Origin of the sequence: Streptomyces sp. NBC_00390, from assembly GCF_036057275.1 — a bacterium.
Lineage (GTDB): Bacteria > Actinomycetota > Actinomycetes > Streptomycetales > Streptomycetaceae > Streptomyces.
In genome coordinates, this window is record NZ_CP107945.1 from 3,137,918 (window position 1) to 3,164,533 (window position 26,616).

A 26,616-nucleotide genomic window follows, 5' to 3' on the forward strand; every position below is an offset into this window, starting at 1 on the left:
GGCTCGGTCGCGCTGATGGGGTCGAGCTCTTCCATGACGGCGTCGATGGTGCCGAAAAAGGCAACGAACTCGCGGGCCCGGTCCGGATCGTGCGCAGGAAGAGACGCGGAGTTTCCGGGATGGGGTCGTGGACGACGGTGAGGCGGAACCCGCCGTGCCTGACTGGCGCTTGATCCTGATCGGCACTCCAGAAGCTGTCGTCGACCATGACGGTCACCTACGGCGGGCTCGAGATGTCGATCACGGTCGTTCAAACGTCCAGGTCACTCCCTCGGGAAGGAGACCTCCACGCGACGGTTCTTCCGGCGGCCCTCCTCGGTCGTGTTGCCGGCGATCGGGTAGTCCTCGCCGTACCCGCGGATCTCGTACGAGATCCCGTCGGCGCTGAGTTGCTGCGAGAGCAGGCTGTGCACCGCGTCCGCACGCTTCTTGGACAGTACCTCGCCGTGCTCCTCGGAGCCGAGGTCGTCGGTGAAGCCGAAGACACGCACCTTCTTGGCGTCCTGGGCCTTGATCTCGGCGGCGATCGCGGAGATGCGGGACTGGGCGGCGCCGGAGAGCTTCGCACTGTCCCTGCCGAACAGCACCTCGGCCTGGAGCGCGAACTTGATGTCGGAGTTGGTCTCCTCGCGTCGCTCCTCACCGGAGATGTCCTCGACGACCGACTTGATGTCGATGACCTTGGGGTCGGCGAGCGTCGCGCCCTCGGGGAGTTTGAGGTCGGAGTCGGTGGCGTCGATCTTCATGGGGGCGGCGGCGACGGGCACGGGGTAGGGCCCGTCGTCACCAAGGGCGTCAGCGGCACCGATCAGGGTGAAGGAGAGGGCCCCGGCGGCGACGGTCGCTGCGGCGCGGAGACTGGGAGTGGTCGCGGCGCTCATCAGGAGAGCTCGATCGAAGCGCTGGGGAAGCCCGGGAACTGTAGGGCCACCGAGGTCGTGGTGACGGGTGGGGCAGGGAACTGGGCGAAGAAGGTCAGAGTTTCACCAGGCTTGATGAAACTGCGGTATGCATACGTGGTCAGCGGGCGGTTGTCCGTGTCACGCAGCACGTAGTAGCGCTTCTTGCTCTTCGAGTCGACAAGCGTCATGGCCGCCATCGAGTTGCCCGTAGAAGCGACCGACTCCTCCAGGCCATTCCAGCTGACAGGAACAGTGAAGCCTTCGCCACCAGTGTTCTTGAACTGGCCATCCACCGTGAGGAATCCGCCTTCGTCCCGCCTCGCTGAGAAAACAGACATCTCCATTCCCTTGTCGCCCTTGACCGTGGCGATGGGCTCGCTGGGCGCCGCCCCGGGTTCTGCGGATTCCTTGCCCCCCTCGCCGACCCGAGTGGGCGCCGACGCGGCGGGCTTGCTGGACTTCGGCTCCTCGTCCCCGCCACAGGCGACCAGGGAAAGGGTCAGGGCAGCCGACAGCGCTGCAACCGCCCCGGTCCGGCGCATGGTCGTCATGGGCCGCATGCTCATCAATCCTGTTCCTTTACGCTCGTTGGAGGTCAGTCCTCAGCCAGTCGGACGGTGAAGAGGTCTGCCATGTCGGGAAGCAGATCCAGGCGTTCGGGATCGATGTCCCAGCTCTGGGAATCGCAGACGATCGAGCCCGGGGATGGCGTGGGCTCTTCGTCCTCGTCGTCCTCCACCGGAGGCTCCCCAGAGTCCTCGGGCAACGGCTCGAAGGTGCAGCGCGGCTCGACAACAGCTGTGGCCCTTGCCGTCGCATGCTCGCCTTCAGTGCCGTCGATGACGCTGCTCCCCATCGGCCTGCCGGACGTGGCCAGGACGGTGAAACCCCAACGGCCATCCGTCAGCTCATCGCAGGTCACAGTGGCGTCGTTCCGGGCCGCGAAGCGTACTGCCTGTCCGCAACTGCCGGGTGGGGACGGCACTTCGCCCGCGACCAGATCCTCCAGGTCGTCGAGGAAGTCCGCCACCTCCAGCTGGTCCCTGGCATCCTGCGCAGCGGCAATCGCAGCGGCATCGGCTGCGGTCTGGGTGCCACTACGGATGAGGTCGGCCTGCCCGAATGCGAAGTAGACGAGCACAAGAAAGAGCAGCCCAACCACCGCTGTCATGTACAGCGGTGTGGCCTGCCCCCTGTCCTCGCGTCCCGGAGGGATCAACCCCCGACTCCACCGCCACCCGCACCGCCGCCGCCCCCGCCGTTCAGGACCGAATTGATCTTCTCTCGGAACGAGTTCGCGATGTCGTTGCCCATCTTGGTCTGCAGCAACAGCACGACGATGGCCACCACCAGAATCGTGATGCCCACATACTCGATCGAGCCCTGCCCCTTGTCCTTGCGGGCCCTCATGCCCTCCAGGACCGAGTTTCTCCAGGCAGCCACATGGACCCTGGCCGCCGTCACGACCCTGAGGCCGATGTCCGTCATGGCGTTCCCCTCCGGGTTCGTACGCGTTTCCGGCTTTGTCCTGGCCGGACCCGCCGGCGCCATCGGCACCGTACGTCCATGACGTCCCCCTCGTCATGGGCCCTTGGGCCCAACTCCCCGACCTGTCCACGATAGGGGGCCGCATGCGCCTAGGCACCGCGGACCGCCCTCATCCGCGCCACCGTGTTCCAGATGGCGATCGCCTCTCCACGGCTGCTCGCGTGCAGCTTGGCGAAGATGCGGTTGATGTGGTTCTTGACGGTCTTCTGACTGATGAAACAGGAGTCGGCGATCTGCTGGTTGGTCATGCCGGAGGCGATCAGATCCATCACCTCGACCTCCCGTCGACTCAGCTCGCAGATTACTCGGTGCAGTCCCCCGGCTACCGAGGGGCCACCGGACGAATGTGCCACACCCGCTTGCACAAGCGAAGACTGTTCGGCGAATTGGCGTGGCTTCGCCGCCAGTGCCGTGGACGCCGAGTGAGTGAAGTGGACACGGCCGTGCCTCATGTCCCTGACTGCGGTGAGCAGTTGATCGACCGTGAACTCACCGTGCACGAGATAGCCGCCCGCGCCCAGCCGCAGCGCTTCCTGCACCGTCTCGCGCTCACTGCTGTACGTCATCATCAGCACCGGCGCCAGTTGCACCAGATGCGGCAGAGCGGACAGGCCGTCGACACCCGGCATCCGGACGTCCAACAGGATGACGTCCGGGCGGTGTCGGACAGCAGCGTCGTATGCCTGCCGGCCGTCGAGGGCTTGCGCGACCACCTCGCAGTCGTCGCGGACCTGGAGCACTGCGGTGAGGCCTGCACGGACGACCGGGTTGTCGTCGACGACGAGCACTCTCAGCATGTCTGCGGCCTTCTCTCGGAAGGGATCGGGGGTGAGGGCGTCAGGTGAGCATCGGGACCCGGTGTTCGACCATCTGCGGTGGGCGCGGCACAGGCTGCCGCGGTACGTGCCCGACCGGTGCCGGTGCAGATCCAGGTACCGGTCCAGGTGTCAGTGCCGGTGGCGGTGCCGGTGGCCGGGTCAGTACCGTCACGGGCAGCTCCAGCAGCACCTCCGTGCCCCTCGTCGCCCAGCCCCTGCCGATGCGGATGCGTGCTCCTATCGAGGCCGCCCGCTCGACCATCCCCACGAGTCCGAAGTGGCCCGTCCGCCGGAGGGAGTCGAGGGTGGTGCCCGGGGGAAGGCCCGGCCCGTCGTCGTACACGCTGATCCGCAGTACGTCTCCCACGACGCCCGCCGACACCTCCAGACGGCCGGGGCGGGCGTGCCGGTGCGCGTTCTCCATCGCCTCGGTCGCGATGGTAAGGACGTGGCGGGCGACCGCGCCCGGTACGGGCGGCACAGCCGCCGTACCGAGCCGGTGGAACCCGGCCCGTACCCCGCATCGGCGCTCGAAGTCCGCGACCCTGGCGGCCAGTTCGGTCACCATGTCGGTCCCGTCGTCCAGTCCCGCCTCCCGGCGCAGGTCGGACAGCAGCTCCCGGGACTCGTTGGCGGCGCGCCGGGCCGAACGGGCCACCAGCTCCGCCTGGTGCTTCACGGTCATCGCATCCATCCGGTCCGCGGTGTTCGCGAGACCGTCCGCGGCGAGGGCCAGCCCGTACAGGGTCTTGGCCACCGAGTCGTGCATCTCCCGGGCGAGCCGGGCCCGTTCCTTCTCCACCGCCTCGCTGACGGCCAGCCGGGCCCGGGTCTCGGTCAGCGCGTGGGACGCGGCGCCGAAGACGAGCAGCAGGTTGCGCAGTGCGCTGCCGGCCGCGCCCGCCAGGACGCACAGGCCGACGATGAGCAGCGCGGAGGCGTCCGCCTCGATCTCCTGGTCGACGACATAGGCGGCGGCGAGCAGCAGCGACTGCAACGGTGCGAAGATCGCGGCGCCCCGCCGGCCGTACACCAGGCCGGCGAGCAGCGGCGTGCAGAGGGTGACGTAGGTGAGGGTGGATCCGGGCGAGGCGGAGAACAGCAGCAGCGCGCCGAACAGCATGTCCACCGCGAGGAGTGACGGGTGGCGCAGCAGGAGCGGTCCGAAGCGCTCCCAGTCGCGCAGCAGCAGGTACGACACCATCACTGTGACGAGCACGGCCGCACCGGCCAGCCAGGCGCCGAGGCCCGGTGCGACACCGGAGAGCGCGAACGGCGCGGCGAGCGCGACCATGGCCAGGCGGAAGCCGAACAGCTGGCGGCACAGCGCCTGGAGCGCGTTGACCTGGATCGGCAGGGGCGGGGCGGGCAACGACGACAGCAACGAACTCATCGGTTCAGCCTCCGAAGATGTCGTTGAAGTTGACGTTGGAGGCGTAGTAGAAGCCGGCCACGATCAGGATCATCGTGCCGGGGAGCATGAAACTCGTGACGATCAGTGTGGCCTTGGGGACGGCCTTCGCCGCCTTACGGCGGGCGTTCTGCGCGTCGGTCCTGCGCATGTCGTTGGCGATCTGGATCAGGGTGTCCACGATCGGCGCGCCGAGCTCTTCGCCCTGCTGCAGCGCGGAGACGAACATCGACACCTGGTCGGACTCGTTGCGCCTGCGCAACTGCTCGAAGGCCTCGCGCCGCCCCATGCCCATGTCCATCTGGCGCAGGGTGATGTGCAGTTCGTCGGCCCACGGGCCTTCGTACTTCTCCGCCACGCGCTCCAGCGCCTGGCGGAAGCCGAGTCCTGCGGAGACGACGACGGCCAGGACGTCGAGAAAGTCGGGCAGGGTGCGTTCGATGTCCTCCTTGCGCCTGCTGATGGCGGCGCGCAGCAGCACATCGGTCCAGAACAGGCCGTACAGGAGGAAGAGAACGGCGAAGAGGACGTGGCCGTTCATCAGCATGCCCAGGGCCACGAGGGTGCCGAGGACGCCGTAGACGGCGCGGCGGGCGGCGTACCGGTCCACGGTGATGCCGCCGGGGTTGCCGGCCTTGTCCAGCTTGCGGCGTATCGCGTCCACGCGCCGGGGGCCCATGAGCCGCAGAATGTGCGGCGCGTAGCGCATGCCGAGGCGGTCGACGGCGGAGCCGGTGAGGGTGGTGCGGGTACTGCCGACCTCGAGGGCCACAGCGAGGTCGCCGGGCAGTTTGGCCTCGGCCCGGTACATCCGGATGCCGTGGAAGGCCCCGTAGACCGCGAGCCCGAGGACGGCGGCGAGTACGAGTCCCATGGTGTGTTCCCTCCCTACGGATTCAGGTCGTTCGGATTCCGGTGGTCCGGATACGGGTGGTTCGGATCCAGGTCGCTCCGATGCGGATCGGATGCGGATCAGATGCGGACACGCGTGAGCCGGTTGATCAGGACGAAGCCGAGCGCGTACAGCCCCGCCGCCACGACCACGGCGATCCGGCCGCCCAGCGCACTGGTCATGTCGTCGAGTGCGCCGTCTCGCATACCGTTGATGAGCAGCAGGAAGCCCATGCCGAGTACGGGAACGGCCACGGCGGTCACCTTGACCTGGGAGAGCAGGGTGGTGACCTCCCGACGGGTCTCCTTGCGCTCCTCCAGGGTCTCGGTGAGGTTGCGCAGCGACGTCACGATGGTGCCGCCGGCCCGGTTGGACAGGATCAGCGTCGAGACCAGCACGGTCAGTTCGCGTGACGGGAGCCGTTCGACGAGGTCGTCGAGCGCCTCGTCCAGCGAGCGGCCGAGGGCCAGCTGGTCGGCCACTCGGCGCAGTTCCTCGCGCGCGGGGTCGTCGAGTTCGTCCACGGCCATACCGATGGCGGTGCGCAGGGCGAGCCCGGCCTGGGTGGCGTTGGCGAGGACGCGGGTGAGCTCGGGCAGCTGGCTGATGAACGCCTCGGTGCGTTTCGTGCGCTGCCAGGTGAGAAAGCCGTTGGCGCCCCAGAGGCCGATGACGGCTGCGATCAGACCGAAGAACGGGGCGAAGACGGAGGCCATGACGGCGTACAGCGCCAGCAGGGCGGCGACGACGTAGACGACGTACTCGCCGGGGGTCAGCTCCAGGCCGGTTGCCGAGATGCTGCGCTCGATCCTCTTGCCGAGCCGCGTCCTGCGCAGCCGCCGGTCGATGCCGCTGAAGCGGCGGCGGCCGCTCTCGACTGCCGACGGCCCGGTCTGGGACATGCGTTCCACCAGGGCCTGCCGCTGCGCCCGGCCCGCGGCGTAGGTGACCGTACCGAGTACGGCGAGCACACAGCCGATCAGGGTGACGCCGAGCGTGAGGAGCGGGAGGTTGTCCATGGGAGGGGATGGCCTTCTCGGGTCGGCGGGCGGACGGGGACGGGTGACGGTCGGGCGGTCAAGCGGTCAAGCGGTCGGGCCGGTAGGGCAGTCGAGCCGGTAGCGCAGTCGGGCGATCAAGCGGTCGAGGTGCGCAGAGCGAGCTGTCCCTCCGACGCCGCGACGCCGAAGGCCGGGGGAATCGCCTCACCGGCCATATAGAGCCGGCCTGCGACCCGCCGCGGGAGCGGAAAGTAGGCGAACCGGCCGTGCACGCGCCCGTCCGCGGTCATGGGCCGCGCCTCGAAGCGGCAGACGGTGACGAAGCGGTAGTCCTCGCGCCCGTACGAGTCGACGACGGCGATCTCGGTGATCCTGCGTGTGCCGTCGGCGTGCCGGGTGAGCTGGACGACGATGTCGACCGCGCTGTTGATCTGGTCGTGGATGGCCACGAACGGCAGCTCGACCTCCGACATGGAGCTCAGGGTCTGCAGTCGCATCAGCGCGTCCTCTGCGCTGTTGGCGTGCACCGTGGCCAGCGAGCCGTCGTGGCCGGTCGACATCGCCTGGAGCATGTCGAGCGTCTCGCCGCCGCGGACCTCACCGACGATGATGCGGTCGGGGCGCATCCGCAGGGAGTTGCGCACCAGGTCGCGGATGGTGATGCGGCCCTTGCCCTCGACATTGGCCGGCCGGCTCTCCAGGGTGATGACGTGCGACTGCTGGAGCTGGAGTTCGGCGGAGTCCTCGATGGTGACGATGCGCTCGCCCTCCGGGATCAGCCCGGACAGCGCATTGAGCAGGGTGGTCTTCCCGGTGCCGGTGGCCCCGGAGACGATCACGTTGAACTTGGCGCGCACCAGCGACGCGAGCAGCATCAGGATGTGCTCGTCCAGGGAGCCGAGGTCGATCATCTCCTGAAGGGTGAAGGCCCGCGGGAAGCGCCGGATGGTGAGGATCGGGCCGGTCAGGGACAGCGGCGGAATGATGACGTTCACGCGCTCTCCACTGGGGAGGCGGGCGTCGACCATCGGATTCGCCTCGTCGACGCGCCGGTTGACGGTGGAGACGATGCGCTCGATCGTCTGCATCAGCTGTTCCTCGGAGGAGAAGCGCATGGGGAGCTGTTCGAGGCGGCCGCTGCGCTCGACGAAGACCTGATCGGGGCCGTTGACCATGATCTCGCTGATGGAGGCGTCTTCGAGGAGCGGTTCGAGGATGCCGAGTCCCAGGGCCTCGTCGACCACTCTGCGGATGAGCTGGGTGCGCTCGGCGGTGGACAGGACGGGGCCCTCGCGGCTGATGATGTGGCCCAGTACCCGCTCCAGCCGGGCTCTGCGGTCGGCCGCGGAGAGCGCGGACATCTCGGCGAGGTCGATCTCCTCGAGAAGTTTGGTGCGGTAGACGCCGACGAGCCGGCTCTCCTCGCTCTGCCCGCCCGTGGGCTCGGGGCCGTCCATACGCTTGATGCGCGCCTGCAGGCTCATGGTTCAACTCCCTCCTACTCGCCGGTCAGTCACCGTCACGACCCGGGTCGCGCGGCATGGTGGCGCTCTTGGTGGCCGTTCCGAAGTCGATGCCGACGACCTGCGGTATGTCGACCGTGACCGTGACCGTGACCTCGTCGCCGTTCACCGCCGTCTCGAAGCCGGCACCGAGCCAGGAGCTGATCGACGCCCGGCCGGCCGCCTCGGGGTCGAGCTGTGCATCGTCCTGGGACGCCACCCGGGCCGCGGCCCGCGCGGCGGTGCCGGCCTGCTGCGCCGCATACACCGCGAGGCCCACCTGCACCGCGATCATGGCGACGAAGAGCAGCAGGAACAGCCAGCCGCCGTACTCGATCACGGCCTGTCCCCGGTCGCGGCGTACCGCCTCCCTGCGCATGGCTCACTCACGCTCCAGCGCGGCGGCGGCCTCGCCGCGGACGGTGATCGGGAGGTCGAACCCGCCGGGGAACAGCAGCGGCACGTCCAGCCGTGCCTCTGCGGTCAGCAGGTCTCCCTGCGGCGCGCAGGAGATCCGGGTCGTCCACGAGCCGGGTACGTCCTCCTGTCCCGCTCGCTCGCATGCCGCGACACGGTTTTCCTCGGCCACCGTCCCCGCGCGGACCGCCTTGTCCGCGGCGTTCCCGGCGAGTACGAAGGTGTAGCCGACGAGGGCGGACTGCCACAGCACCGCGAGGGTCACCAGGATGATCGGGACCATGCCGGTGAACTCGATGACGGACTGGCCCCGGTCGTCCGCCGCCCGCAGCCGGCCCACCGCCCGCGCCGCGCTCACTTCGCCCGCCCCGGCCGACGGCCACCCGCGCCGAACGGTGCACGCTCGCCGCGGAAACGCCCGCCCGGCCGCTCGGAACCCTGGGCGTTCTTCACCAGCCCCAGTTCGCCCGCGAGGCTCCACAACGCCTGCTTGACGGTGGACTTGGGCTCCAGGTCCTGCAGCCGGCCGGCGTCGACGACCGCCTGCAGCTCCTTGAAGTTCGCCGGGACGGCGGCCCGCGCGACCCTGGTGGCGGTGATCTTCTCGACCAGCGAGGGCTGGATCTCCGTATTGCGCGTGTGCCGGTTGACGACGGTCACCGTCTCCTCCGCCTTGCGGATCTGCAGCCGGTCCCACAGCCGCACCATGCGCTTGGTGGCCCGTACGGTCACCACGTCCGGGGTGGTGACCAGCAGCGTGGTGTCCGCCATCTCGATGGCGGCCGCGTTGGCGGTGGTCATGTGTGTACCGCAGTCGATGACGACGATCTCGTAGCGGTGGCGCAGAGCGCTGACGATCTGGCGTACGAGGCGGTCACTGACGTCCTCGGCCCGCTCGCCCTCGGCCGGCGCGAGGAGCAGTCCGAGGCCCGTCTCGTGGCTGAACAGGGCGTCCTGCAGGACGCGCGGCGAGATGTCCTGGATGGCGGACAGGTCGGCGACGGACCGCCGGAACTGCACGTCGAGGTAGGAGGCGACGTCGCCGCTCTGCAGGTCCAGGTCGATGAGCGCCGCCGTGTGCCCGGAGGCCTGGGCGGCGAGCGCGAGCTGGATCGCGGTGACCGTGGTGCCGACGCCGCCCTTGGCTCCGCTGACGGTGACGACGGTGCCGCCGGGTCCGGTGAGGACCTCGGCGCCCTGGCCCAGATGGCGGCGCACGCCGGCGGACCAGCCGGCCGCCGACTGGATGCGCTGCGCCAGCACTTCGTACGACATCGGCAGCCCGACCAGTCCGCGGGCGCCGGAGTCCATCGCCGCCGAGTACAGGCCGGGACTGGCGTCGGAGGTGACGAGCACGACGCCGACAGCGGGGAAGCGCAGCGCCACCTCCCGGATGAGTTCAAGGGCGGGGACCGGGCCGATGCGTTCGTGGACCAGCACGACTTCGGGCAGTTCGTCGAGCGACTCGGCGGCCAGCCGGGCGAGTGTGTCGAGCAGGGAGGTCGAATCGCCCACCGGTGCGGCCGGTTCGGTGTCCGGGAGCTGGCCGAGCAGGGTGGTGACGGATCGGGCGGCGTCGGGGTCACCGACGGCGGGGAGGATACGGGTGGTCATCCGGACCTCACTTGTTCCTGTCTTCGGAGAGGTCGTAACTGCCCTCGCCGGGGCGGAGTTCCGTGGCGCTGCCGTCGGGGAGCAGGGCAAGGCGTACATGCTCGGCGAACGACTCGGCGTAGGCGACGCGCTGGGCGTCGGCGGTGTTCAGGGCGAATGTGATCGGGACGGCCTCGCTGGGCCCGTTGGTCCGCTCGCCGTTCCTCCGGTCCAGGGGGGTGAGCTCGCCGACGTCGATGACCCGGGCGCCCGCGACGATGATCCGGGACTGGTCCACCTCGCTGTTGTCGCGTGCGGCGAAGGTGGCGAAGATGTTGACGAGGCTGCCCGGCCTGATCTTTCCGGCCACGCCGGTCGCCGCGTCGATCATGATCGCGATCTCCTGCTGGCCGCTCTCGAGCTGCGGCTTCCTGACGATCATGTCGCTCTGCAGCAGCGAACCTCTGCGCAGCTGGGTGACGGCGATCCTTCCTTCGATCGCGTCGAGGTCGGTCACGGCGCTCGGCGACAGCCAGCGCTCGGGCATGGTGACCTTCTCGAACTGTCCTGCCGAAAGCGGCGTGTAGGGAGCGATGTCCGCCTTGACGCGGTACGCGGCGACCTCGGGCCCGACCTTGGCATTCACATCGCTGATCACCGAGAGCACGCCGGCGAACGCGCCGAAGGCGCAGAGTACCGAGAGCAGAAGGAGAAGTACGCCGCGGCGCTGCCGAGCATTCATGGGCGGGACAACCTCGTTCTAGGACGTGGACCGGGTCGGGAGCGGACAGGAAGCGGGAAACGGACCGGTGCAGGCCGGCGGCCCGGCCGCAAGGGTCTTGCGCGGACCGCCCGGGCGGCCTCTCACGACCCCTGGTGCGCAGCCGTGCCCCGGGGGAGGGCGCCGCGGGCGTGCGTGTGCTTCGGACCGGTGGCGAGCGGGGCCGAGCAGAATCCGCAGCGGTCACCGATCAGTTGGATGCCGCACCAGGAGCACACCTCTCGCCGTACGGACGAAACCAGTTGATGGAGAACGGAGATGTCCGGGAGGAAGGCGGCGAACTCGATCAGCCTGGCCGTGCCCCACCACCGGGGTGACTCGGCGGGCAGCTGGTGTTCGTGTACGCCGTGGACCTGCCAGGCGGGCGCGAGGGTGCCGGTGACCCAGTCGGACTGGAGCTGGCCGCGGGCGAGCACCAGCTGGGTGGCGAAGGCGGGCCCGGTGAGTTCTCCGGTGCCGATTCTGATCAATTGGGGCTGTGGGGAGGCGAGTACGCCGAACTGGGAGCCCGGCACCCATGACTTGGCGTGGGCCTTCAGGCTCACGGGGACCCGGTCGAGTCTGGCGACCGAGCCGAGCAGGGCGCCGGCGTAGACATAGTGGGCGAGCAGCCGGGCCGCGGAGGCCACGACTCCGGCGCTGAAGTCGCACAGCGACAGCTGGCGCATCTGGCGCACGAGTACGGCGACGCCGAGCGGCGGCAGGTCGAGCTTGAGCAGGGCGATCCGGTCGCTCTCGAGGACGGCGCGGATCGTGTGCAGCCGGCGCTCATGGGCTGCGGGGATGGACGCGGGGTAGAGGGCGATGACGGAGCCGTGCTGCTCCAGCAGCACGGTCGTCTCGGCGAGCGCGGCTTCCAGCGGCTGGGCGTCCGGCGGCTGGAGCAGGGCGGCGGTGGGCGTCTGGTGATCCGTCGGCGGTAGCACCAGGTCGGCGCTGGTGACAGCTATTGCGGTCGGCACGCTGACTCCCCGTTCAGCTCCGGACACCGGGGTCCCGGCGGCCGCAGTTACTTCTGCTCCGTGCTCCTGCATCAGCACTCTAACCACGAGTTCCCAGGCAGAGAACACCTTTCAGAACCGAGCGCCTCATCGTGCGTACGCTCCGCACAGGAAAATTCGGATGAAGCGGTCGGGAGTTGACCGCTGTTACACGAGGGTGAATTCGGAGCGGCGCGGTCCGCCCGGCGGCCGGCTCCGCCAGGGGTGACGGGAAGGCCCGTATACCGAACGCCGCCAGAGGTCTTGACAACCTTATTGGTCTGGACCAACTTAACGCCCAACGGTGGCCACCTGTCCGGTACTTCCCCGCCACCGTGTTCCCCTACCTTTCCCCACCCCTCCACACCCCCAACTCCCCCACCGGAGGCTGCAAGTGGACCCCACCACACGCGTACGGAGATGGATCGGCAGCGCCTTGGCGCTCGCCGTCGGCACCGGCCTGACCATCATGGGCACCGCGGGAACCGCGCAGGCCGCCGACGTCAACGTCGCGAAGAACTCGGGCTTCGAGTCAGGGCTCGCCAACTGGTCCTGCTCCGCCGGAAGCGGCGCCGCCGTCTCCTCGCCGGTGCACGGTGGAGCCGGCGCGCTCAAGGCCACACCGGCCGGCCTGGACAACGCCAGATGCACACAGACCGTGGCCGTAAAGCCCAACTCGACGTACACGCTGAGCGCCTGGGTGCAGGGCGGGTACGCCTACCTCGGCGCGACCGGCACCGGCACCACCGACGTGTCCACCTGGACGCCGGACAGCTCCGGCTGGAAGCAGCTGACCACCAGCTTCCGCACGGGCGCGAGCACCACGTCCGTCAACGTCTACACCCACGGGTGGTACGGCACGTCCCCGTACTTCGTTGACGACGTGTCCGTCTTCGGCCCGGACGGTGGCGGCGGCCCGGACCCGGATCCGGTCGTCCCGGCCACGCCCGCGGGCCTGGCCGTCGGCTCCGTCACCTCGTCGTCCGTCAGCCTGAACTGGACCGCCGTGAGCGGCGCCACCGGCTACAACGTCTACCGCGACGGCACCAAGGTCCAGTCGGCGAGCGGCACTTCGGCCACCGTGACCGGCCTGGCGGCGAACACGTCGTACAGCTTCCAGGTCACCGCGACCAACACGGCGGGCGAGTCCGCCAAGTCCGCGACGGTCACCGGAAGGACCAGCCCCACCGGGCCGAACCCCAACCCGTCGGTGCCCAAGCACGCGCTGACCGGCTACTGGCAGAACTTCAACAACGGCGCCACCGTGCAGAAGCTGCGCGACGTGCAGTCCCAGTACGACATCATCGCCGTGTCGTTCGCCGACTCGACCGCCACCCCCGGCCAGATCGTCTTCAACCTCGACCCGGCCGTCGGCTACGCGTCGGTGGCCGACTTCAAGGCGGACATCGCCGCGAAGAAGTCGGCGGGCAAGTCGGTGATCATCTCGGTCGGTGGCGAGAAGGGCAATGTCACCATCAACAGTGACGCCTCCGCGACCGCCTTCGCGGACAGCGCCTACGCCCTGATGCAGGAGTACGGCTTCAGCGGTGTCGACATCGACCTCGAGCACGGCATCAACTCGACCTATCTGACCAAGGCCCTGCGCCAGCTGTCGGCCAAGGCGGGCTCCGGCATGGTTCTGACGATGGCACCGCAGACCATCGACATGCAGAGCACGAACACGGAGTACTTCAAGACTGCGCTCGCCGTGAAGGACATCCTCACGGTCGTCAACATGCAGTACTACAACAGCGGTTCCATGCTCGGCTGCGACCAGAGGGTCTACTCGCAGGGCTCGGTGGACTTCCTGACGGCGCTCGCCTGCATCCAGCTGGAGGGCGGCCTCGACCCGTCCCAGGTCGGCCTCGGCGTCCCGGCGTCCACGCGCGGCGCGGGCAGCGGATACGTCGACCCGCAGATCGTGAAGAACGCCCTCGACTGCCTGACCCGCGGCACGAACTGCGGTTCCTTCAAGCCGTCGAAGACGTATCCGGGTCTGCGCGGCGCGATGACCTGGTCCACGAACTGGGACGCGACGGCCGGCAACGCCTGGTCCAACGCGGTCGGCCCGCACGTCCACAACCTGCCCTAGGGCCTCTCCTGCGGATCAGGCCGGAAGAAAGACCCCCGGTCACCCCGTCCGGCACCGGGCCCGTACCGCCGCTACCCCGGCGGTGCGGGCCCGGTGGCGTCCTGGGGTGTACGCGGCTCCGGCCGGATCCGGACCGGACACTCATCCATGAGCCGGTGGGCGGTACGCCAGGTAGTGGTGGAGTACGGGGCCCAGCTCGCCGAGCCACTGCGGCAGCATCTCCTTGCGGCGGGCGACGACCCGGCACTCGTAGAGCATGCCGCTACGATGGGCGACCGCCACCATGAGAACGGCTCCGGACGGGGCCGGCGCGAAGTGGACGGTGGCGATCACCGCCCATGGGAACTCCAGGGTCCGGCCGTTGATCTCCAGGGACACACCCGAGGAGTCGACGATGACGGAGTTGTGACGGTCGTGGGCGATGAACTCCGGGCCGTCGGCCGGGGGCGGTGCCGCAGGCGGCTGCGGCATCCCGTACGCGTGGCCGGGCACGGGTATGGGAGGACCGAAGCCGGGGGGCGCCGCGCCCTGGCTGTGCTGGTGGTGGGGGCCGCCGTATGTCATGGCCACCAGTATCGCCGCCCGGCACCCGCCCTCCTGCGTCAGAAGATGTCGGACCAGGGCTGGTCCATGACCTGCTTGACGGCCAGGACCAGGAACAGCAGGCCCGCGAGCGCCAGCATCGAGTTGCTCACCGTTCCGTTGCGCCATTCCCGAGGAGTGCGCTCGGAGTTGAGGAGCCAGATCAGTGTCAGCGCCAGGAACGGCATGAAGGCCGCGCCCAGGACTCCGTACGCGATCACCAGGCCGAAGGGCTCGTCCAGCCAGAGCAGGCCCATCGGCGGGAAGGTCAGCCACAGCATGTACGCGCGGAACGGCCATGACCGCTCGCGGCGGCCCTCGGCGACCTCCGCCACCGCATCCTCGTCGATTCCCTGCCGGGTGCGCTGGATGCGCTCGGTGAAGTCGGCGAAGAGCAGACTCACGCCGTGCCAGACGCCGACGAGGGCCGAGAAGGACGTGGCGCAGAAGCCGATGAGAAAGAGCTTGGCGGTGAAGACCCCGAACCGGTCCTCCAGGACGCCGCCGAGTTCGAGCAGGCCCTTGTCACCGGAGGCCAGCGCGATGTTCGAGGCGTGCAGCAGCTCGGCGCCGATGATGAGCATGGCGACGACGAAGACACCGGTGGTCGCGTAGGCGACCCGGTTGTCCAGGCGCATCATCTTCATCCAGGTCGCGTCGGTCCAGCCCTTGGAGTTGATCCAGTAGCCGTACGCCGCCAGGGTGATCGTGCCGCCGACGCCGCCGACGAGGCCCAGGGTGTAGAAGAAGGAGCCGTCCGGCAGGACGGGGGCGAGACCTGCGAACGCGGCGGGCAGATCGGGCGCGACGCGGACGGCCACGTACACGACGATCAGGAACTTGACGCCGATCAGGACGGTCATCAGCTTCTCGAAGCGCGCGTAGCGGTTGAACCAGACGAGCGCGAGACCGATGAGGCCTGCGGCGATCGCGAAGGTCTTGAGGCCGCCCGGCGTGTCCGGGAAGAGCGCGACCAGCGGCAGCGCGGTGGACGACATCGCCGTTGCGCCGTAGATGAATCCCCAGACGACGACATAGATCCCGAAGTAGACCGAGGTCCATCCGCCCAGGCTGCGCCAGCCGTCGAACATCGTGCGCCCGGTGGCCAGATGCCAGCGCCCGGTCGCCTCGGCGAGCGAGATCTTGACGATGCAGCCGACGATCGCCGCCCACATGAGCGTGTAGCCGAACTTGCTGCCCGCGATGAGAGTGGCAACCAGGTCGCCCGCGCCGACACCGGTCGCGGCGACGACGATCCCGGGGCCGATGTGTCTCCAACTCGCTTTACGGGTGGCCGGGGAGGCGGATTCGTCGGCGCTGCAGGTGTCGTCGGTGCTGTGATCGGTGGTGTCTGCCATCGCGACCGCCTTCCACTCGTCCCGGGACATGACGTGCGTCACTGGGCCACCAAAGCGGGGGCTGACGTGGTCGCGCAAGAACGCCGACCGCGCCGATTCTCCTCCGTTTTCGTGAAGGAACGGGGGAGCAGCGGATCCCGGGGCACGCTTCGACGACGGACAGGCGGTGCTGCGCGCGGGGGCGAGCACGGACGCGGAAACGTCCGCTTCCGGCCGTCCGGCGGCGCGGCACTGGGGTCGGCCGGTGCCCAGGCCGGTGCCGACTCGGCTGCGCGGCGGTAGGCGCCCCGTGGACACCCGATCGGCCGACACTTCGTCACCCGGCAGTGCATAGCTGGAGGGCACGCTTCCCGCGGGTTCGGCGGCGGACATCGGCCGTAACTGCCCGCCCCGTTCAGGGCCGAGCGCCCTGCCGCGGCCGCCTGACCGAAGTGCACCCTTGACCGGAGCATGCCAGGGCTCGACGATGTCCGCCAACAACCCGCACCACGCATGTCGCAAACTGAGCCATCCCCCACACCTCCCACCCAGGAGACAGCATGCGACTTCGCATTCGCGCGAGCGGACGGAAGGCCGCCACCCTCGCGGCCCTGCTGGCGCTCGCCGTGGCCGTGCCCCTCACGGCCAGTGCCTCGCCGCCGCCGGACTCGACCGCCCCCGTCGCGGCGGCCGAGACCGATGAGCAGACCAGGCAGTACCAGATCCACGGCCCGTCCACCGTCGCCGCCCGTACCGCCGTCGCGGCGACCGGTGTGTCGATCGACGAGGTCGACGACCACACGGTCGTCGTCAGCGCCACCGCCGCACAGGCCAAGCGGCTGCGCGCGCTCGGCCACACCCTGAAGGCGCTTCCCGCTCCACCCGACCGGCGGACCGCCGCGGAGGTCAAGCCGTTCGACTTCCCGTCGGCCGACTCGAGGTACCACAACTACGCCGAGATGACGGCTGAGATCGACCAGCGGATCGCCTCGCGCCCGAACATCATGAGCAAGCGGGTCATCGGCAAGTCGTACCAGGGCCGGGACATCGTCGCCATCAAGGTCAGCGACAACGTGGCGACGGACGAGAACGAGCCCGAGGTCATCTTCACCCACCACCAGCACGCGCGCGAGCACCTCACGGTCGAGATGGCCCTGTATCTGCTGCGCGAGTTCGCAGAGGACTACGGGACCGACTCGCGGATCACCAATGCCGTGAACGGGCGTGAGATCTGGATCGTCCCGGACCTCAACCCGGACGGCGGCGAGTACGACATCGCCACCGGCTCGTACCGCAGCTGGCGCAAGAACCGGCAGCCCAACACCGGTTCGTCGTACGTCGGCACGGACATGAACCGCAACTGGAACTACCGGTGGGGCTGCTGCGGCGGCTCCTCGGGCTCCACCAGCTCCGAGACCTACCGCGGCCGGGCCGCCGAGTCCGCACCCGAGGTGAAGGTGGTCGCCGACTTCGTCCGCAGCCGGATCGTCGGCGGCAAGCAGCAGATCAGGACGGGCATCGACTTCCACACCTACAGCGAGCTGGTGCTGTGGCCCTTCGGCTACACGACGGCCAACACCGCCCCCGGCCTGACACAGGACGACCGCGACGCCTTCGCCACCGTGGGCCAGAAGATGGCCGCCAGCAACGGGTACACGCCCGAGCAGTCGAGCGACCTCTACATCACCGACGGGTCGATCGACGACTGGCTGTGGGGCAGCCAGAAGATCTTCGGCTACACCTTCGAGATGTTCCCGACCAGCGTCTTCGGCGGCGGCTTCTACCCGCCCGACGAGGTGATCGAGCGCGAGACCAGCCGCAACCGCGACGCGGTGCTCCAGCTGCTGGAGAACTCCGACTGCATGTACCGCTCCATCGGCAAGGAGGCGCAGTACTGCACAGGCTGACGGTCACTCGTCGGTGAGAGGGCGCCCGGAGATTTCCGGGCGCCCTCCCGCGTATGACGGTGCGGCCCGCCGGCACGCGCTCACGGGGCACGTCAGCGGCGAGGAACAAGGGGGCTCTCCGAATCTGGGCGTGGCGGATCGCGGCACGGCGCTGCGGGGACGAGCGCCGTGCCGTGGGGGCGGGCGGAAAGGGGAACGATCAGCCGGGCAGAAGGCAGGGTCAGCCGAGGACTGCCAGGGCGTCGATCTCGATGAGCAGGCCGGCGGGCAGGCCGACATAGACCGTGGTGCGGGCGGCGGGGGCCACCGTCAGGTCCTTGAAGTAGTCGTTGTAGATCTCGTTCATCCCGGCGAAGTGGTCGACGTCCGTGAGGTAGACGCGGATCATCATCACGTCGTCCCAGCTCGCGCCGCCCTCCTGGAGGACGGACTCGACGTTGGCGAGGGTCTGGAGAGTCTGCTCGCGCAGGGTGGGACCGGCCGGGGTCGGCGCCCGGCCCTCGACGGCCGGCAGGAAGCCGACCTGCCCGGCGACCTGGAGGATGTTGCCCTTGCGCACTCCGTGGGAGAACTTCGCGGGCGGCGCGGTGTGGGTGCTGGGGGTGATCGCGGTCTTCTCGGTCATGCGGTGTCCTTGCCTGGAGCTGCTACTGGGGGGATACGGATCCTGAGTACTCCCGGCTGATCGCGTCGGCGGTACGGCGCACCAGCGGGAGGAGGGCGAGGAGTTCTTCGGCGGTGACGACGACATTCGGCGCCGAGACCGACATGGCGGCGACGGCCCGGCCGTCCGCACCGCGGATGGGGGCTGCGATGCAGTTGATGGACTCCTCGTGGCCGCCGAGGTCGGTGGCCCATCCCTGTTCGCGTACGACGGCGAGCTCCTCGAGGAAGGCCGCGGCGCCGGGGGTCGAACGGGATGTGTACATGGGGTAGTCGAGCTTCTCGGCGAGGGCCCGCCGCTCGGGCTCGGGCAGGTCGGCGAGCAGCAGTTTGGCGACGGCCGCGACGGTGATCGCGACCGGCTTGCCGATCCGCGAGTACATCCGGACCGGGTAGCGGCTCTCGACCTTGTCGATGTAGAGGACGTCGCTCTCCTCGTACACGGCGAGGTGGATCGTGTGTCCGGTCTGTTCGTTGAGCGCGACGAGATGCGGATGGGCGATCTCGCGTACGTCGAGGTTCTCGACGGCCTCCTGCGCCAGCGCGAAGAGGCGGGCGCCGAGGCGGTAGCGCTGGTCCTGCTGGCGGTAGACGAGGCCGTGCTCGTGGAGTGTGCGCAGCAGGCGCAGTGCGGTGGACTTGTGCACACCGAGACGTTCGGCCACCTGCCCGAGGTCGGCCGGCCCCTGCGCGAGCAGCGGCAGGATGCTCAGCGCGCGATCGACGGTCTGGCTCATGCGGTACGTACCTCCTCATCCGCGGCTGCCGACCAGCCGGGGCCGAGGTGAAGTGTCTCCCAGGCGCTGCCGTCCAGGTCGGCCAGCCGGTCGGCGTGTGCGCGGGAGGGGGGCGTTGCGAGGTCGCCGGCGACGGTGAGGGTGGCGGCGGCCATGAGATGCCCGTGCCGCAGCCGGTGATGCACGCTCAGTCCGCGCAGGGTGGCGGACAGGAACCCGGCGGCGAAGGCGTCACCGGCACCGACTGCCGCGACGACCTCCACGCGCGGGGCGGGGACGTGGGTGACGGTGTCGGGGGCGATTCCTGAACGGCCCCCCGGCGTCGGAGGCAGCACGAGGGAGGACGCGGAGCGGGCGAACACGGTCGCTCCCCGCGCGCCCTGCTTCACCACCAGCACCTCCGGCTCCGGCAACGCGGCCCTGATCGACGCCGCACCCCGAAGCCCCCATGCCTCCTCCGCCTCGTCCTCCCCCACGAACACGATGTCCGCGCCACGCGCGAGGTCCAGCAGCACACCGGCGCCGGACGGTGTGCGCCACAGCCCGGGCCGGTGGTTCACGTCGAACGACACCGGCGGACGGCCCGTCCGCCGTGCGGTGAGGTGGCGCATCAGGGCGAGACAGTCGCCGGAGAGCGCGGCGGTGATCCCGGACAGGTGCAGGATCCTGCCGGACCGTACGGCTTCTTCCGGCATGGTCGACAAGGACATCGCGGAGGCGGCGGACCCGGCGCGGTAGTACAGGACTTCGTGCGACCCGGTCGCGCGGTCGGCCGCCGTACGGAAGTAGATGCCGGTGGGGCGCTCCGGGTCGCGCTCGACGGCCGAGGTGTCGACTCCGTACGCCGCGATCGCCGCCACCAGGTGCTCGCCGAAGCCGTCCGCGCCGACCCGGCCGACCCACCTGGTCCGATGCCCGGCCGCGGCCAGAGCGCACGCCACATTGGACTCGGCGCCGCCGATGCCGCGGACGAAGGACGGCACGTCGGCGAGGCGTCCCCCCTGCGTGGGCAGGAACGTGACCATGGACTCGCCGAGACAGACGACGTCCACGGGTCCGTGCACGGTCGCGGTCATGTTCGCGGGGGCTCCTCGCTCGTCGGGCACCGGCCACCATTGACCCGGTGTCGGCTCGGATGTTAGACACCCATAAGCGATATACGCAATGGGCGTTGCGCATAGCGCAACGCGCTAGAAGGAGGCCACCATGCCCGCCGACCACGCCGGCAACGCCGACACCGCCGTCGAGCGGCTCGCGCAGCTGGCGAGCGAACGCGTCGACCACCGCTTCAAGGCACTCCCGCCCGACGCCGAAGGGCTCACCGTCGGCGAACTCGCCGCCGACCGCCGCAACCTCTTCACCGGCGGCTTCACCACCCCCGTCCTCGCCCTCTCCGCCGAGTCCCTCGAACACAATCTGGCTCTCCTGGAGACCTGGTCCGAGCGCCACGGCCTCGCCTTCGCCCCGCACGGCAAGACCTCCATGGCACCGCAGCTCTTCGAGCGCCAACTGGCGTACGGCGCTTGGGGCATCACCGCCGCCGTACCCCACCAGGCCCGCGTCTACCGCGCGCACGGGATCCAGCGGATCTTCCTCGCCAACGAGGTCGTGGACGCTGCCGCCCTGCGCTGGCTGGCGGGCGAGCTGGACGCCGATCCGGACTTCCGCTTCATCTGTTACGTCGACTCCGTGCGCGGCGTCGAGCTCATGGACGAGGCCCTGCGGGGCACCTCCCGCCCCGTCGAGGTCGTCATCGAACTGGGGGCGGGCGAGGGCGCCCGCACGGGGGTGCGCACCGAGGCCGGGTGCGCGGCCGTCGCGGACGCGGTCGCCGCCACCGCGACGCTCCGGCTGGTCGGCGTCGCCGGTTACGAGGGCGAGGTCCCGCAGGCCGACGGCGACCGGGTACGTGCCTGGGTACGCCGGCTGACCGAGCTGGCCGCCGACTTCGACAAGGCCGGACGCTTCGACGGCACCACCGAGATCGTGATCAGCGCGGGCGGGAGTGCCTGGTTCGACGCGGTCGCCGATGTGTTCGGGGAGATCCCCGAACTGTCCCGCCCCGCCCTGAAGCTGCTGCGCTCCGGCGCGTACGTCTCGCACGACGACGGCCACTACCGCCACCTCACCCCCTTCAACCGCCTCCCGGACGAGGGCGCACTGCGCCCGGCGTTCCGGCTGTGGGCCCAGGTCGTCTCGCGCCCCACCCCCGACCAGGCGTTCGTCAACGCGGGCAAGCGGGACGCCGCGTACGACCTCGATCTGCCCGAGGCACAGGTCGTCCGCGACGGCCGCACCGGCGAGATCCGCCCGGCGGACGGCATCTCGGTGAGCGGGCTCTCCGACCAGCACGGCTGGGTCCGCACCACTGCGGAGGCGGACCTGGAGGTGGGCGACTGGCTGGGGATGGGCCTGTCCCACCCGTGCACGTCGTTCGACAAGTGGCAGCTGATTCCGCTGGTCGAGGCGGACGGCACGGTCGTCGACTACATCCGTACGTTCTTCTGACCCGTGCGGGGTGCGTTTTCCCCGCGCCCCAGAACTCCCCTTACGCTCCCCCAGCGAGGCTGAAGCTGCCGGACAACTCCAGCCCGTGCGGGGGAGACCGAGGACACGGCCGAAGGCCGTACGGGGTTCCGGGGCCTGCCCCGGTTACGGGAAGGGCCGGGGAGGACCGCCCCCGCCGAAAGGTGGCGCCACCATGGATCTCGTCATCCGCGACGCCCGCATCGTCGACGGCACCGGCAGCCCGTCGTACCGCGCCGACGTCCGCATCCGCGACGGCCGCATCGCCGCGATACGCCGTGAAGGCGAACCCGCCCTCTTTGGGGCGCGCACCCTCGACGCGCACGGCCTCGCGCTCTCGCCCGGCTTCATCGACATGCACGCCCACAGCGACCTCGCCCTGCTGCGCGACCCGGACCATTGCGCGAAGGCTGCCCAGGGCGTCACCCTCGAAGTGCTGGGTCAGGACGGGCTGTCGTACGCGCCCGTCGACGACGCCACGCTCGCCGGGGTCCGCACGGCGATCACCGGCTGGAACGGCAACGGCTCGGACATCGACTTCGACTGGCGCACCGTCGGCGAGTACCTGGACCGTCTGGACCGCGGCATCGCCGTCAACGCGGCGTACCTGATCCCTCAGGGCACGGTCCGGATGTACGCGGTCGGCTGGGACGACCGTCCGGCGACCGACGCCGAGCTCGCACGGATGAAGCAGCTCGTCGCCGACGGCATGGAGCAAGGCGCGGTCGGCCTCTCGTCGGGCCTGACCTACACGCCCGGAATGTACGCGGACAACGCCGAACTGACCGAGCTGTGCCGGGTGGTGGCCCGCTACGACGGCTACTACTGCCCGCATCACCGCTCCTACGGCGCCGGCGCGCTCGAGGCCTACGAAGAGATGGTCTCCCTCACCCGTGCGGCCGGCTGTGCCCTCCATCTCGCCCACGCCACCATGAACTTCGGCGTGAACAAGGGCCGTGCGCCCGAGCTGCTCGCGCTGCTCGACGATGCGCTCGACGCCGGCGCGGACATCTCCCTCGACACGTATCCGTACACCCCCGGCTGCACCACGCTGGCCGCGATGCTGCCGAGCTGGGCGAACGAGGGCGGCCCGGACGCGGTGCTCGCGCGGCTGCACGACGATGCCACCGCCGAGAGGATCCGCCACCACCTGGAGGAGATCGGCTCGGACGGCTGCCACGGCGTACCGATCGAGTGGGACACGATCGAGATCTCGGGCGTGAGCGGGGTCGGGCACGCCGGCTACGTGGGCCGTACGGTCGCCGAGTCGGCGGCCGTACGCGGCGAGGTCCCGTGGGCCACCGCCCGCAGACTGCTGATCGAGGACCGCCTCGGCCCGACGATCCTGCAGCACGTCGGCCACGAGGAGAACGTCCGCCTGATCATGCGCCACCGCGTGCACACCGGCGGCAGCGACGGAATCCTCCAGGGCGACAAACCGCATCCGCGCGCCTACGGCACGTTCCCGAACTATCTCGGCCGGTACGCAAGGGAACTCGGCATTCTCTCGCTGGAGGAGACGGTGGCCCATCTCACCGGACGCCCGGCCGCCCGGCTGCGGCTGCCCGACCGCGGTCTGGTCCGTGAGGGCTACCGCGCCGACCTGGTCCTGTTCGACCCGGACACGGTGGCTGCGGGCTCCACGTTCGACGCACCGCGCACGCTGCCGGTGGGCATCCCGCATGTGCTGATCGACGGCCGGTTCGTCATCGAGGACGGCGTGCGCACCGACGTGCTGGCAGGCCGCTCCGTTCGTCGCGGTGCCGCCCGGCCCCCGCGCGCCTAGTTCACCCCGCGCGGGCGGAACTGGATGCTGATGCGCGGGCCCACAGGGCGCGCCGTCTTGGGGACGGCGTGCTCCCAGGTCCGCTGGCAGGAGCCGCCCATCACGATGAGATCGCCGTGCCCGAGCGGCCGGCGCACCGTGGTCCCGCCGCCGTGTCTCGGCCGCAGCACCAGATCGCGCGGGGCGCCGACGGACAGGATCGCAACCATGGTGTCCTCACGCGCACCACGCCCGATCCTGTCCCCGTGCCAGGCAACGCTGTCGTGACCGTCGCGGTAGAAGCACAGCCCGGCGGTGCGGAACGGCTCGCCGAGCTCGTCGGCGTAGTGCCGCGACAGGGCGGCGCGGGCCCGGCCGAGGACCGGATGCGGCAGGCGATCGTCCTCCCCGTAGTGGGCGAGCAGCCGGGGCACGGCCACCTCCCGCTCGTACATCCGGCGCCGCTCGGCCCGCCAGGGCACGGTGTCCACGAGGTCGTCGAACAGCGCGTCCGCCCCTTCGAGCCAGCCGGCCAGGCCGTCGATCCAGGCCCCGTCGCCGAGTACGGTCCGCCGCACACCGTCGAGCGGGCCGAGGAGGATCTCGTCGGTCTGGTCGAAGAGCGAACCCTGCAGATGCACTGCCATGCCCTCCAGCCTACCCCCGAAACCGAACACATGAGCTATTCGGCGCGCGGCGCCGCGCACGGCGGCCGCGAGGACATCGAAGAGACCGTTGGGGTCCGACTTTCGGTGTGATCCGTTACCGGCCTTCCCTTCCCGCGTTGAACGGGGAGTGAAGGCCGCAAACCCTGCGGCCGACCTGTCGTCTTGCAAGGAGAAGTTGATGTCGCGTATCGCGAAGGCAGCCGCTGTTCTCGCCGGGTCTGGTGCTCTGATCGCCGGCGGCGCCGGCATGGCCGCAGCCGACGCCGGCGCGGACGGTGCCGTTGCCAACTCCCCCGGTATCGCCTCGGGCAACGCCCTCCAGGTCCCGGTCCACCTGCCGGCCAACGTCTGCGGCAACACCGTGGACGTGATCGCCCTGCTGAACCCGACCTTCGGCAACGTCTGCTCGAACGCCTAGTCCGGTCATTGCACCAGGGCGGCTGAGTACCAGCACCCCGGAACACTGCGGCCTCCCCTTCACCACCGGGGGAGGCCGCAGTCATGTCCGGCCCCGGACCGGCGTCCCGTCGAGCCCCTCGGGACGACTTCCTCCCGCACGGCCACGGTTCACTCGGCCGTCGTGCCTCATCGGGAGGATGACGGGCTCGAAAGACCGTTCCGCCTGTCCCCCACCGCTCGACCCGAGCAGTGACTTCGCCGACGGGCGCGCGTTGGCGGTCGTATGGCAAGGATTTCCGCGCCTGCTCGATGGCAGCGCGTCCAGACCGGAACGGCCCCGGCCCCGGCGGCCGCACCGCCCGGCACCAGCCCGATCTACGAACAGCTGGCGCGGGAGTGGGCGGCAGCAGGCCGTACCCTGCCCGGCCGGCCGGACGCCGAGTGGACCCGGCTCACCCTGTTCCCTCCTCCCCCTGCGGACGGGGCCGAGACCGGACCCGTTCCCCCGCCGCCGCGCCGGGGCTGGCTCTACGACCGGCACACGGCCTGATCTCCCTGGCCGCCGGGGGTCCGGGGCCGGCACGCGCCCGGCGGGACAGGTGTCCCCGCGTTTCCCTTGCGACGACGACTCGTTACCCCTCACGACGGCGGAGAGCACCGCCGGGGAAAGGGATTCGAAACCATGAAGTACTCGAGGGCCGCAGCCGTCATCGCCGGTTCCGTCGTGGCGATGGGGGCGGCCTCGCCCGCTTTCGCCGCCGACACCACGCGCATGCCTGCCATGAGTCTCAGCGGTGGTCTCGACCGGGCTCTGGCCTCGGCTCCCGATCCCGGCCTGGGCGACGCGGAATCGACGGTCGGCTCGGTCGCCTCCACGGCCACCGGGCTGAACAACGTCAAGGGCAAGGCTCCGGAGCAGCTTCTCAGGACGGCGGCGTCGGCCACCCCGATGCTGGGCGGTGTCTCGCTCGGCGGCGCCGGCTGATGTCGCAGACCGCGAAGGGCCCCGGCAGCCGGACGGCCGCCGGGGCCCTTCGCCGTGCCCCTGAACGGGCGGCCGTTCAGCCGGTGGCGGTCCAGAAGTCCCACCACCGGGTCAGGATCAGCATGCCGATGATCCCGATCCACACCACCGGCGGCGCCCAGTGGAACTCCAGCAGCCCCCGGCGCAGCCCCTCGGGAACCCTGATGATGCGGTGCTCGATGTTGTGCAGGGTGACGTAGCAGAACATCACGATCGTGGCGACCCATGCCAGGGAGCACCACAGGCACAGCGCGTTGATCTCGTACAGCGACTGGTACTGCAGCCAGCCGCAGAAACCCACCCCGAAGAGAGTGCCCGCGTTCAGCCCGAGCCAGTACCAGCGCCGGTGGGTCGCGCCGGCCAGCAGGCCGGACCCGATGGCGATCACCGCCCCGTACGCCACCAGGCCGAGCATCGGGTTGGGGAACCCGAAGACCGACGCCTGTTCGCTCTTCATGATGTTGCCGCAGGAGACGACCGGGTTCAGACTGCACCCCGGCGTGAACGACGGGTCCTCGAGCAGCTTGAACTTGTCGATCGTGATCACCCACGCCGCGAGCAGTCCCGCCGCGCCCGTGATCACGAGAAGCCAGGCGAACCCTGGGGTGCCGCCGATCGCTTCGCCGCCCGGCCCCCGCGCCCTGCCCTTCTTGGCGGCCCGCCGCCTTCCTCGCTGTTCGACGGACAGACGTCCGGTCGTCGTGATTGTCATATTTCTTTCACCACTCGAATAGCGTGCTGGATTCACTTATTGTGCCTCAATTGGCGCAGCGATCGGGCCGGAAAATCCATTTCACACAAGCACCGCGAGGCGGCATTCGAGTGAATGTACGGAACCGGGCATGCGGGGAGGCGGTTGACCAGGCTGATCCACGATCGGGCACTCACAGCGAAAAGCGACAAGTGATCGAGAGACCATCCCCGCGCCGCCAGGCCCTGCTGCTCACCGGGGATCGGGCGCGCTCGGGACGCACACACGCCGGCATTCGAATAACGCAAAAGGCACGGGAGAACGAGAATTGTCCGGCCGCGGGAATCCCGGACCTCGTGCGTGAATTATCGTGCGGCATA

Annotated in this window: 28 protein-coding genes and 1 pseudogene; 7 read left to right on the forward strand and 22 right to left on the reverse strand. The window is 69.8% G+C overall.

The annotated features are described in order from the left end of the window. Positions 1-8 precede the first annotated feature (8 nt). From OHS70_RS39060 to OHS70_RS13250, 15 genes and pseudogenes are all read right to left on the reverse strand, one after another. Positions 9-254: pseudogene (locus tag OHS70_RS39060) on the reverse strand (DUF6333 family protein); the annotation flags it as partial. A 9-nt stretch (positions 255-263) separates the two neighbouring features. Then, entirely contained in the window at positions 264-881 is a 618-nt protein-coding gene (locus OHS70_RS13185; protein ID WP_328397011.1) for an OmpA family protein, read from the reverse strand. Further along, the gene (locus tag OHS70_RS13190; protein ID WP_328397013.1) at positions 881-1,453 is read right to left on the reverse strand and encodes a hypothetical protein; all 573 of its coding nucleotides are present in this window, start codon (positions 1,451-1,453) and stop codon (positions 881-883) included. The genes OHS70_RS13185 and OHS70_RS13190 overlap by 1 nt, the downstream gene beginning before the upstream one ends. A 44-nt stretch (positions 1,454-1,497) precedes the next feature. Beyond that, positions 1,498-2,121, reverse strand: a complete 624-nt coding sequence (locus OHS70_RS13195) for a pilus assembly protein TadG-related protein (RefSeq protein WP_328397015.1) — start codon at positions 2,119-2,121, stop codon at positions 1,498-1,500. Then, positions 2,118-2,390, reverse strand: coding sequence for a hypothetical protein (locus OHS70_RS13200; protein ID WP_328397017.1), 273 nt, complete (start codon positions 2,388-2,390; stop codon positions 2,118-2,120). The genes OHS70_RS13195 and OHS70_RS13200 overlap by 4 nt, the downstream gene beginning before the upstream one ends. Before the next feature lie 149 nt (positions 2,391-2,539). After that, complete coding sequence (locus OHS70_RS13205) at positions 2,540-3,247, reverse strand: response regulator transcription factor (RefSeq protein ID WP_328397019.1); 708 nt, start codon at positions 3,245-3,247, stop codon at positions 2,540-2,542. Positions 3,248-3,287: 40 nt separating this feature from the next. Then, the gene (locus OHS70_RS13210) at positions 3,288-4,661 is read right to left on the reverse strand and encodes a sensor histidine kinase (RefSeq protein ID WP_328397021.1); all 1,374 of its coding nucleotides are present in this window, start codon (positions 4,659-4,661) and stop codon (positions 3,288-3,290) included. A 4-nt stretch (positions 4,662-4,665) separates the two neighbouring features. Next, a complete protein-coding gene (locus OHS70_RS13215; RefSeq protein ID WP_328397023.1) occupies positions 4,666-5,553 on the reverse strand; it encodes a DUF5936 domain-containing protein in 888 nt (295 codons plus the stop codon). A 98-nt stretch (positions 5,554-5,651) separates the two neighbouring features. Further along, complete coding sequence (locus OHS70_RS13220; protein WP_328397025.1) at positions 5,652-6,590, reverse strand: type II secretion system F family protein; 939 nt, start codon at positions 6,588-6,590, stop codon at positions 5,652-5,654. Between the two features lie 116 nt (positions 6,591-6,706). Beyond that, positions 6,707-8,056 (reverse strand): CpaF family protein, encoded by a 1,350-nt coding sequence (locus OHS70_RS13225; protein ID WP_328397027.1) that lies wholly within the window; start codon positions 8,054-8,056, stop codon positions 6,707-6,709. A gap of 25 nt (positions 8,057-8,081) precedes the next feature. Then, positions 8,082-8,453, reverse strand: coding sequence for a TadE/TadG family type IV pilus assembly protein (locus tag OHS70_RS13230; protein WP_328397029.1), 372 nt, complete (start codon positions 8,451-8,453; stop codon positions 8,082-8,084). Between the two features lie 3 nt (positions 8,454-8,456). After that, entirely contained in the window at positions 8,457-8,849 is a 393-nt protein-coding gene (locus OHS70_RS13235; RefSeq protein ID WP_443062600.1) for a pilus assembly protein, read from the reverse strand. After that, positions 8,846-10,105: an AAA family ATPase gene (locus tag OHS70_RS13240; protein WP_328397031.1), complete on the reverse strand. Its 1,260-nt coding sequence runs from the start codon at positions 10,103-10,105 to the stop codon at positions 8,846-8,848. The genes OHS70_RS13235 and OHS70_RS13240 overlap by 4 nt, the downstream gene beginning before the upstream one ends. A gap of 7 nt (positions 10,106-10,112) precedes the next feature. Beyond that, positions 10,113-10,826 carry a Flp pilus assembly protein CpaB gene (gene cpaB / locus OHS70_RS13245; protein ID WP_328397033.1) on the reverse strand — a complete coding sequence of 238 codons (714 nt, stop codon included), beginning with the start codon at positions 10,824-10,826 and terminating at the stop codon, positions 10,113-10,115. 122 nt (positions 10,827-10,948) lie between these two features. Next, positions 10,949-11,827 (reverse strand): hypothetical protein, encoded by an 879-nt coding sequence (locus OHS70_RS13250; RefSeq protein ID WP_328397035.1) that lies wholly within the window; start codon positions 11,825-11,827, stop codon positions 10,949-10,951. 412 nt (positions 11,828-12,239) lie between these two features. On the opposite strand from OHS70_RS13250, the gene OHS70_RS13255 reads away from it, so the two are divergent. Next, on the forward strand, positions 12,240-13,937 hold the full coding sequence (locus tag OHS70_RS13255; RefSeq protein ID WP_328397037.1) for a chitinase: 1,698 nt from the start codon (positions 12,240-12,242) through the stop codon (positions 13,935-13,937). A gap of 141 nt (positions 13,938-14,078) precedes the next feature. Here the strand turns inward: OHS70_RS13255 and OHS70_RS13260 are convergent, their stop codons facing one another. Both OHS70_RS13260 and OHS70_RS13265 read right to left on the reverse strand, forming a co-directional pair. Then, a complete protein-coding gene (locus OHS70_RS13260; protein ID WP_328397039.1) occupies positions 14,079-14,501 on the reverse strand; it encodes a hypothetical protein in 423 nt (140 codons plus the stop codon). A 38-nt stretch (positions 14,502-14,539) separates the two neighbouring features. After that, positions 14,540-15,877, reverse strand: a complete 1,338-nt coding sequence (locus tag OHS70_RS13265) for an Nramp family divalent metal transporter (protein WP_328397041.1) — start codon at positions 15,875-15,877, stop codon at positions 14,540-14,542. A gap of 539 nt (positions 15,878-16,416) precedes the next feature. Between OHS70_RS13265 and OHS70_RS13270 the strand changes: the two genes are divergently transcribed. Continuing rightward, positions 16,417-17,763, forward strand: coding sequence for a M14 family metallopeptidase (locus tag OHS70_RS13270; protein WP_328397043.1), 1,347 nt, complete (start codon positions 16,417-16,419; stop codon positions 17,761-17,763). Positions 17,764-17,983: 220 nt separating this feature from the next. Here the strand turns inward: OHS70_RS13270 and OHS70_RS13275 are convergent, their stop codons facing one another. Genes OHS70_RS13275 through OHS70_RS13285 form a run of 3 tightly spaced genes read right to left on the reverse strand, consistent with a single transcriptional unit; the run spans position 17,984 to position 20,239 of the window. Further along, positions 17,984-18,388 (reverse strand): RidA family protein, encoded by a 405-nt coding sequence (locus tag OHS70_RS13275; protein ID WP_328397045.1) that lies wholly within the window; start codon positions 18,386-18,388, stop codon positions 17,984-17,986. Between the two features lie 22 nt (positions 18,389-18,410). Then, positions 18,411-19,163 carry an IclR family transcriptional regulator gene (locus OHS70_RS13280; RefSeq protein ID WP_328397047.1) on the reverse strand — a complete coding sequence of 251 codons (753 nt, stop codon included), beginning with the start codon at positions 19,161-19,163 and terminating at the stop codon, positions 18,411-18,413. Next, on the reverse strand, positions 19,160-20,239 hold the full coding sequence (locus OHS70_RS13285; RefSeq protein WP_328397049.1) for a sugar kinase: 1,080 nt from the start codon (positions 20,237-20,239) through the stop codon (positions 19,160-19,162). The genes OHS70_RS13280 and OHS70_RS13285 overlap by 4 nt, the downstream gene beginning before the upstream one ends. 130 nt (positions 20,240-20,369) lie before the next feature. Here OHS70_RS13285 and OHS70_RS13290 point away from each other — a divergent pair, with 130 nt between their 5' ends. Together OHS70_RS13290 and OHS70_RS13295 are read left to right on the forward strand one after the other, a co-directional pair. Further along, positions 20,370-21,671 (forward strand): amino acid deaminase, encoded by a 1,302-nt coding sequence (locus OHS70_RS13290; protein ID WP_328397051.1) that lies wholly within the window; start codon positions 20,370-20,372, stop codon positions 21,669-21,671. A 193-nt stretch (positions 21,672-21,864) separates the two neighbouring features. Beyond that, on the forward strand, positions 21,865-23,475 hold the full coding sequence (locus tag OHS70_RS13295) for an N-acyl-D-amino-acid deacylase family protein (RefSeq protein ID WP_328397053.1): 1,611 nt from the start codon (positions 21,865-21,867) through the stop codon (positions 23,473-23,475). Here the strand turns inward: OHS70_RS13295 and OHS70_RS13300 are convergent. After that, positions 23,472-24,101, reverse strand: a complete 630-nt coding sequence (locus OHS70_RS13300; protein WP_328397054.1) for an alpha-ketoglutarate-dependent dioxygenase AlkB — start codon at positions 24,099-24,101, stop codon at positions 23,472-23,474. The two genes, OHS70_RS13295 and OHS70_RS13300, sit on opposite strands and share 4 nt — an antisense overlap. 199 nt (positions 24,102-24,300) lie before the next feature. Between OHS70_RS13300 and OHS70_RS13305 the strand changes: the two genes are divergently transcribed. From OHS70_RS13305 to OHS70_RS13315, 3 genes are all read left to right on the forward strand, one after another. Next, complete coding sequence (locus OHS70_RS13305) at positions 24,301-24,540, forward strand: chaplin (RefSeq protein WP_328397055.1); 240 nt, start codon at positions 24,301-24,303, stop codon at positions 24,538-24,540. 264 nt (positions 24,541-24,804) lie between these two features. Continuing rightward, positions 24,805-25,071: a hypothetical protein gene (locus OHS70_RS13310; protein ID WP_328397056.1), complete on the forward strand. Its 267-nt coding sequence runs from the start codon at positions 24,805-24,807 to the stop codon at positions 25,069-25,071. A 132-nt stretch (positions 25,072-25,203) separates the two neighbouring features. Then, entirely contained in the window at positions 25,204-25,506 is a 303-nt protein-coding gene (locus OHS70_RS13315; protein ID WP_328397057.1) for a hypothetical protein, read from the forward strand. A 76-nt stretch (positions 25,507-25,582) separates the two neighbouring features. On the opposite strand, the gene OHS70_RS13320 is transcribed toward OHS70_RS13315, so the two are convergent. Further along, positions 25,583-26,257 (reverse strand): vitamin K epoxide reductase family protein, encoded by a 675-nt coding sequence (locus tag OHS70_RS13320; protein WP_328397058.1) that lies wholly within the window; start codon positions 26,255-26,257, stop codon positions 25,583-25,585. Positions 26,258-26,616: the final 359 nt, after the last annotated feature.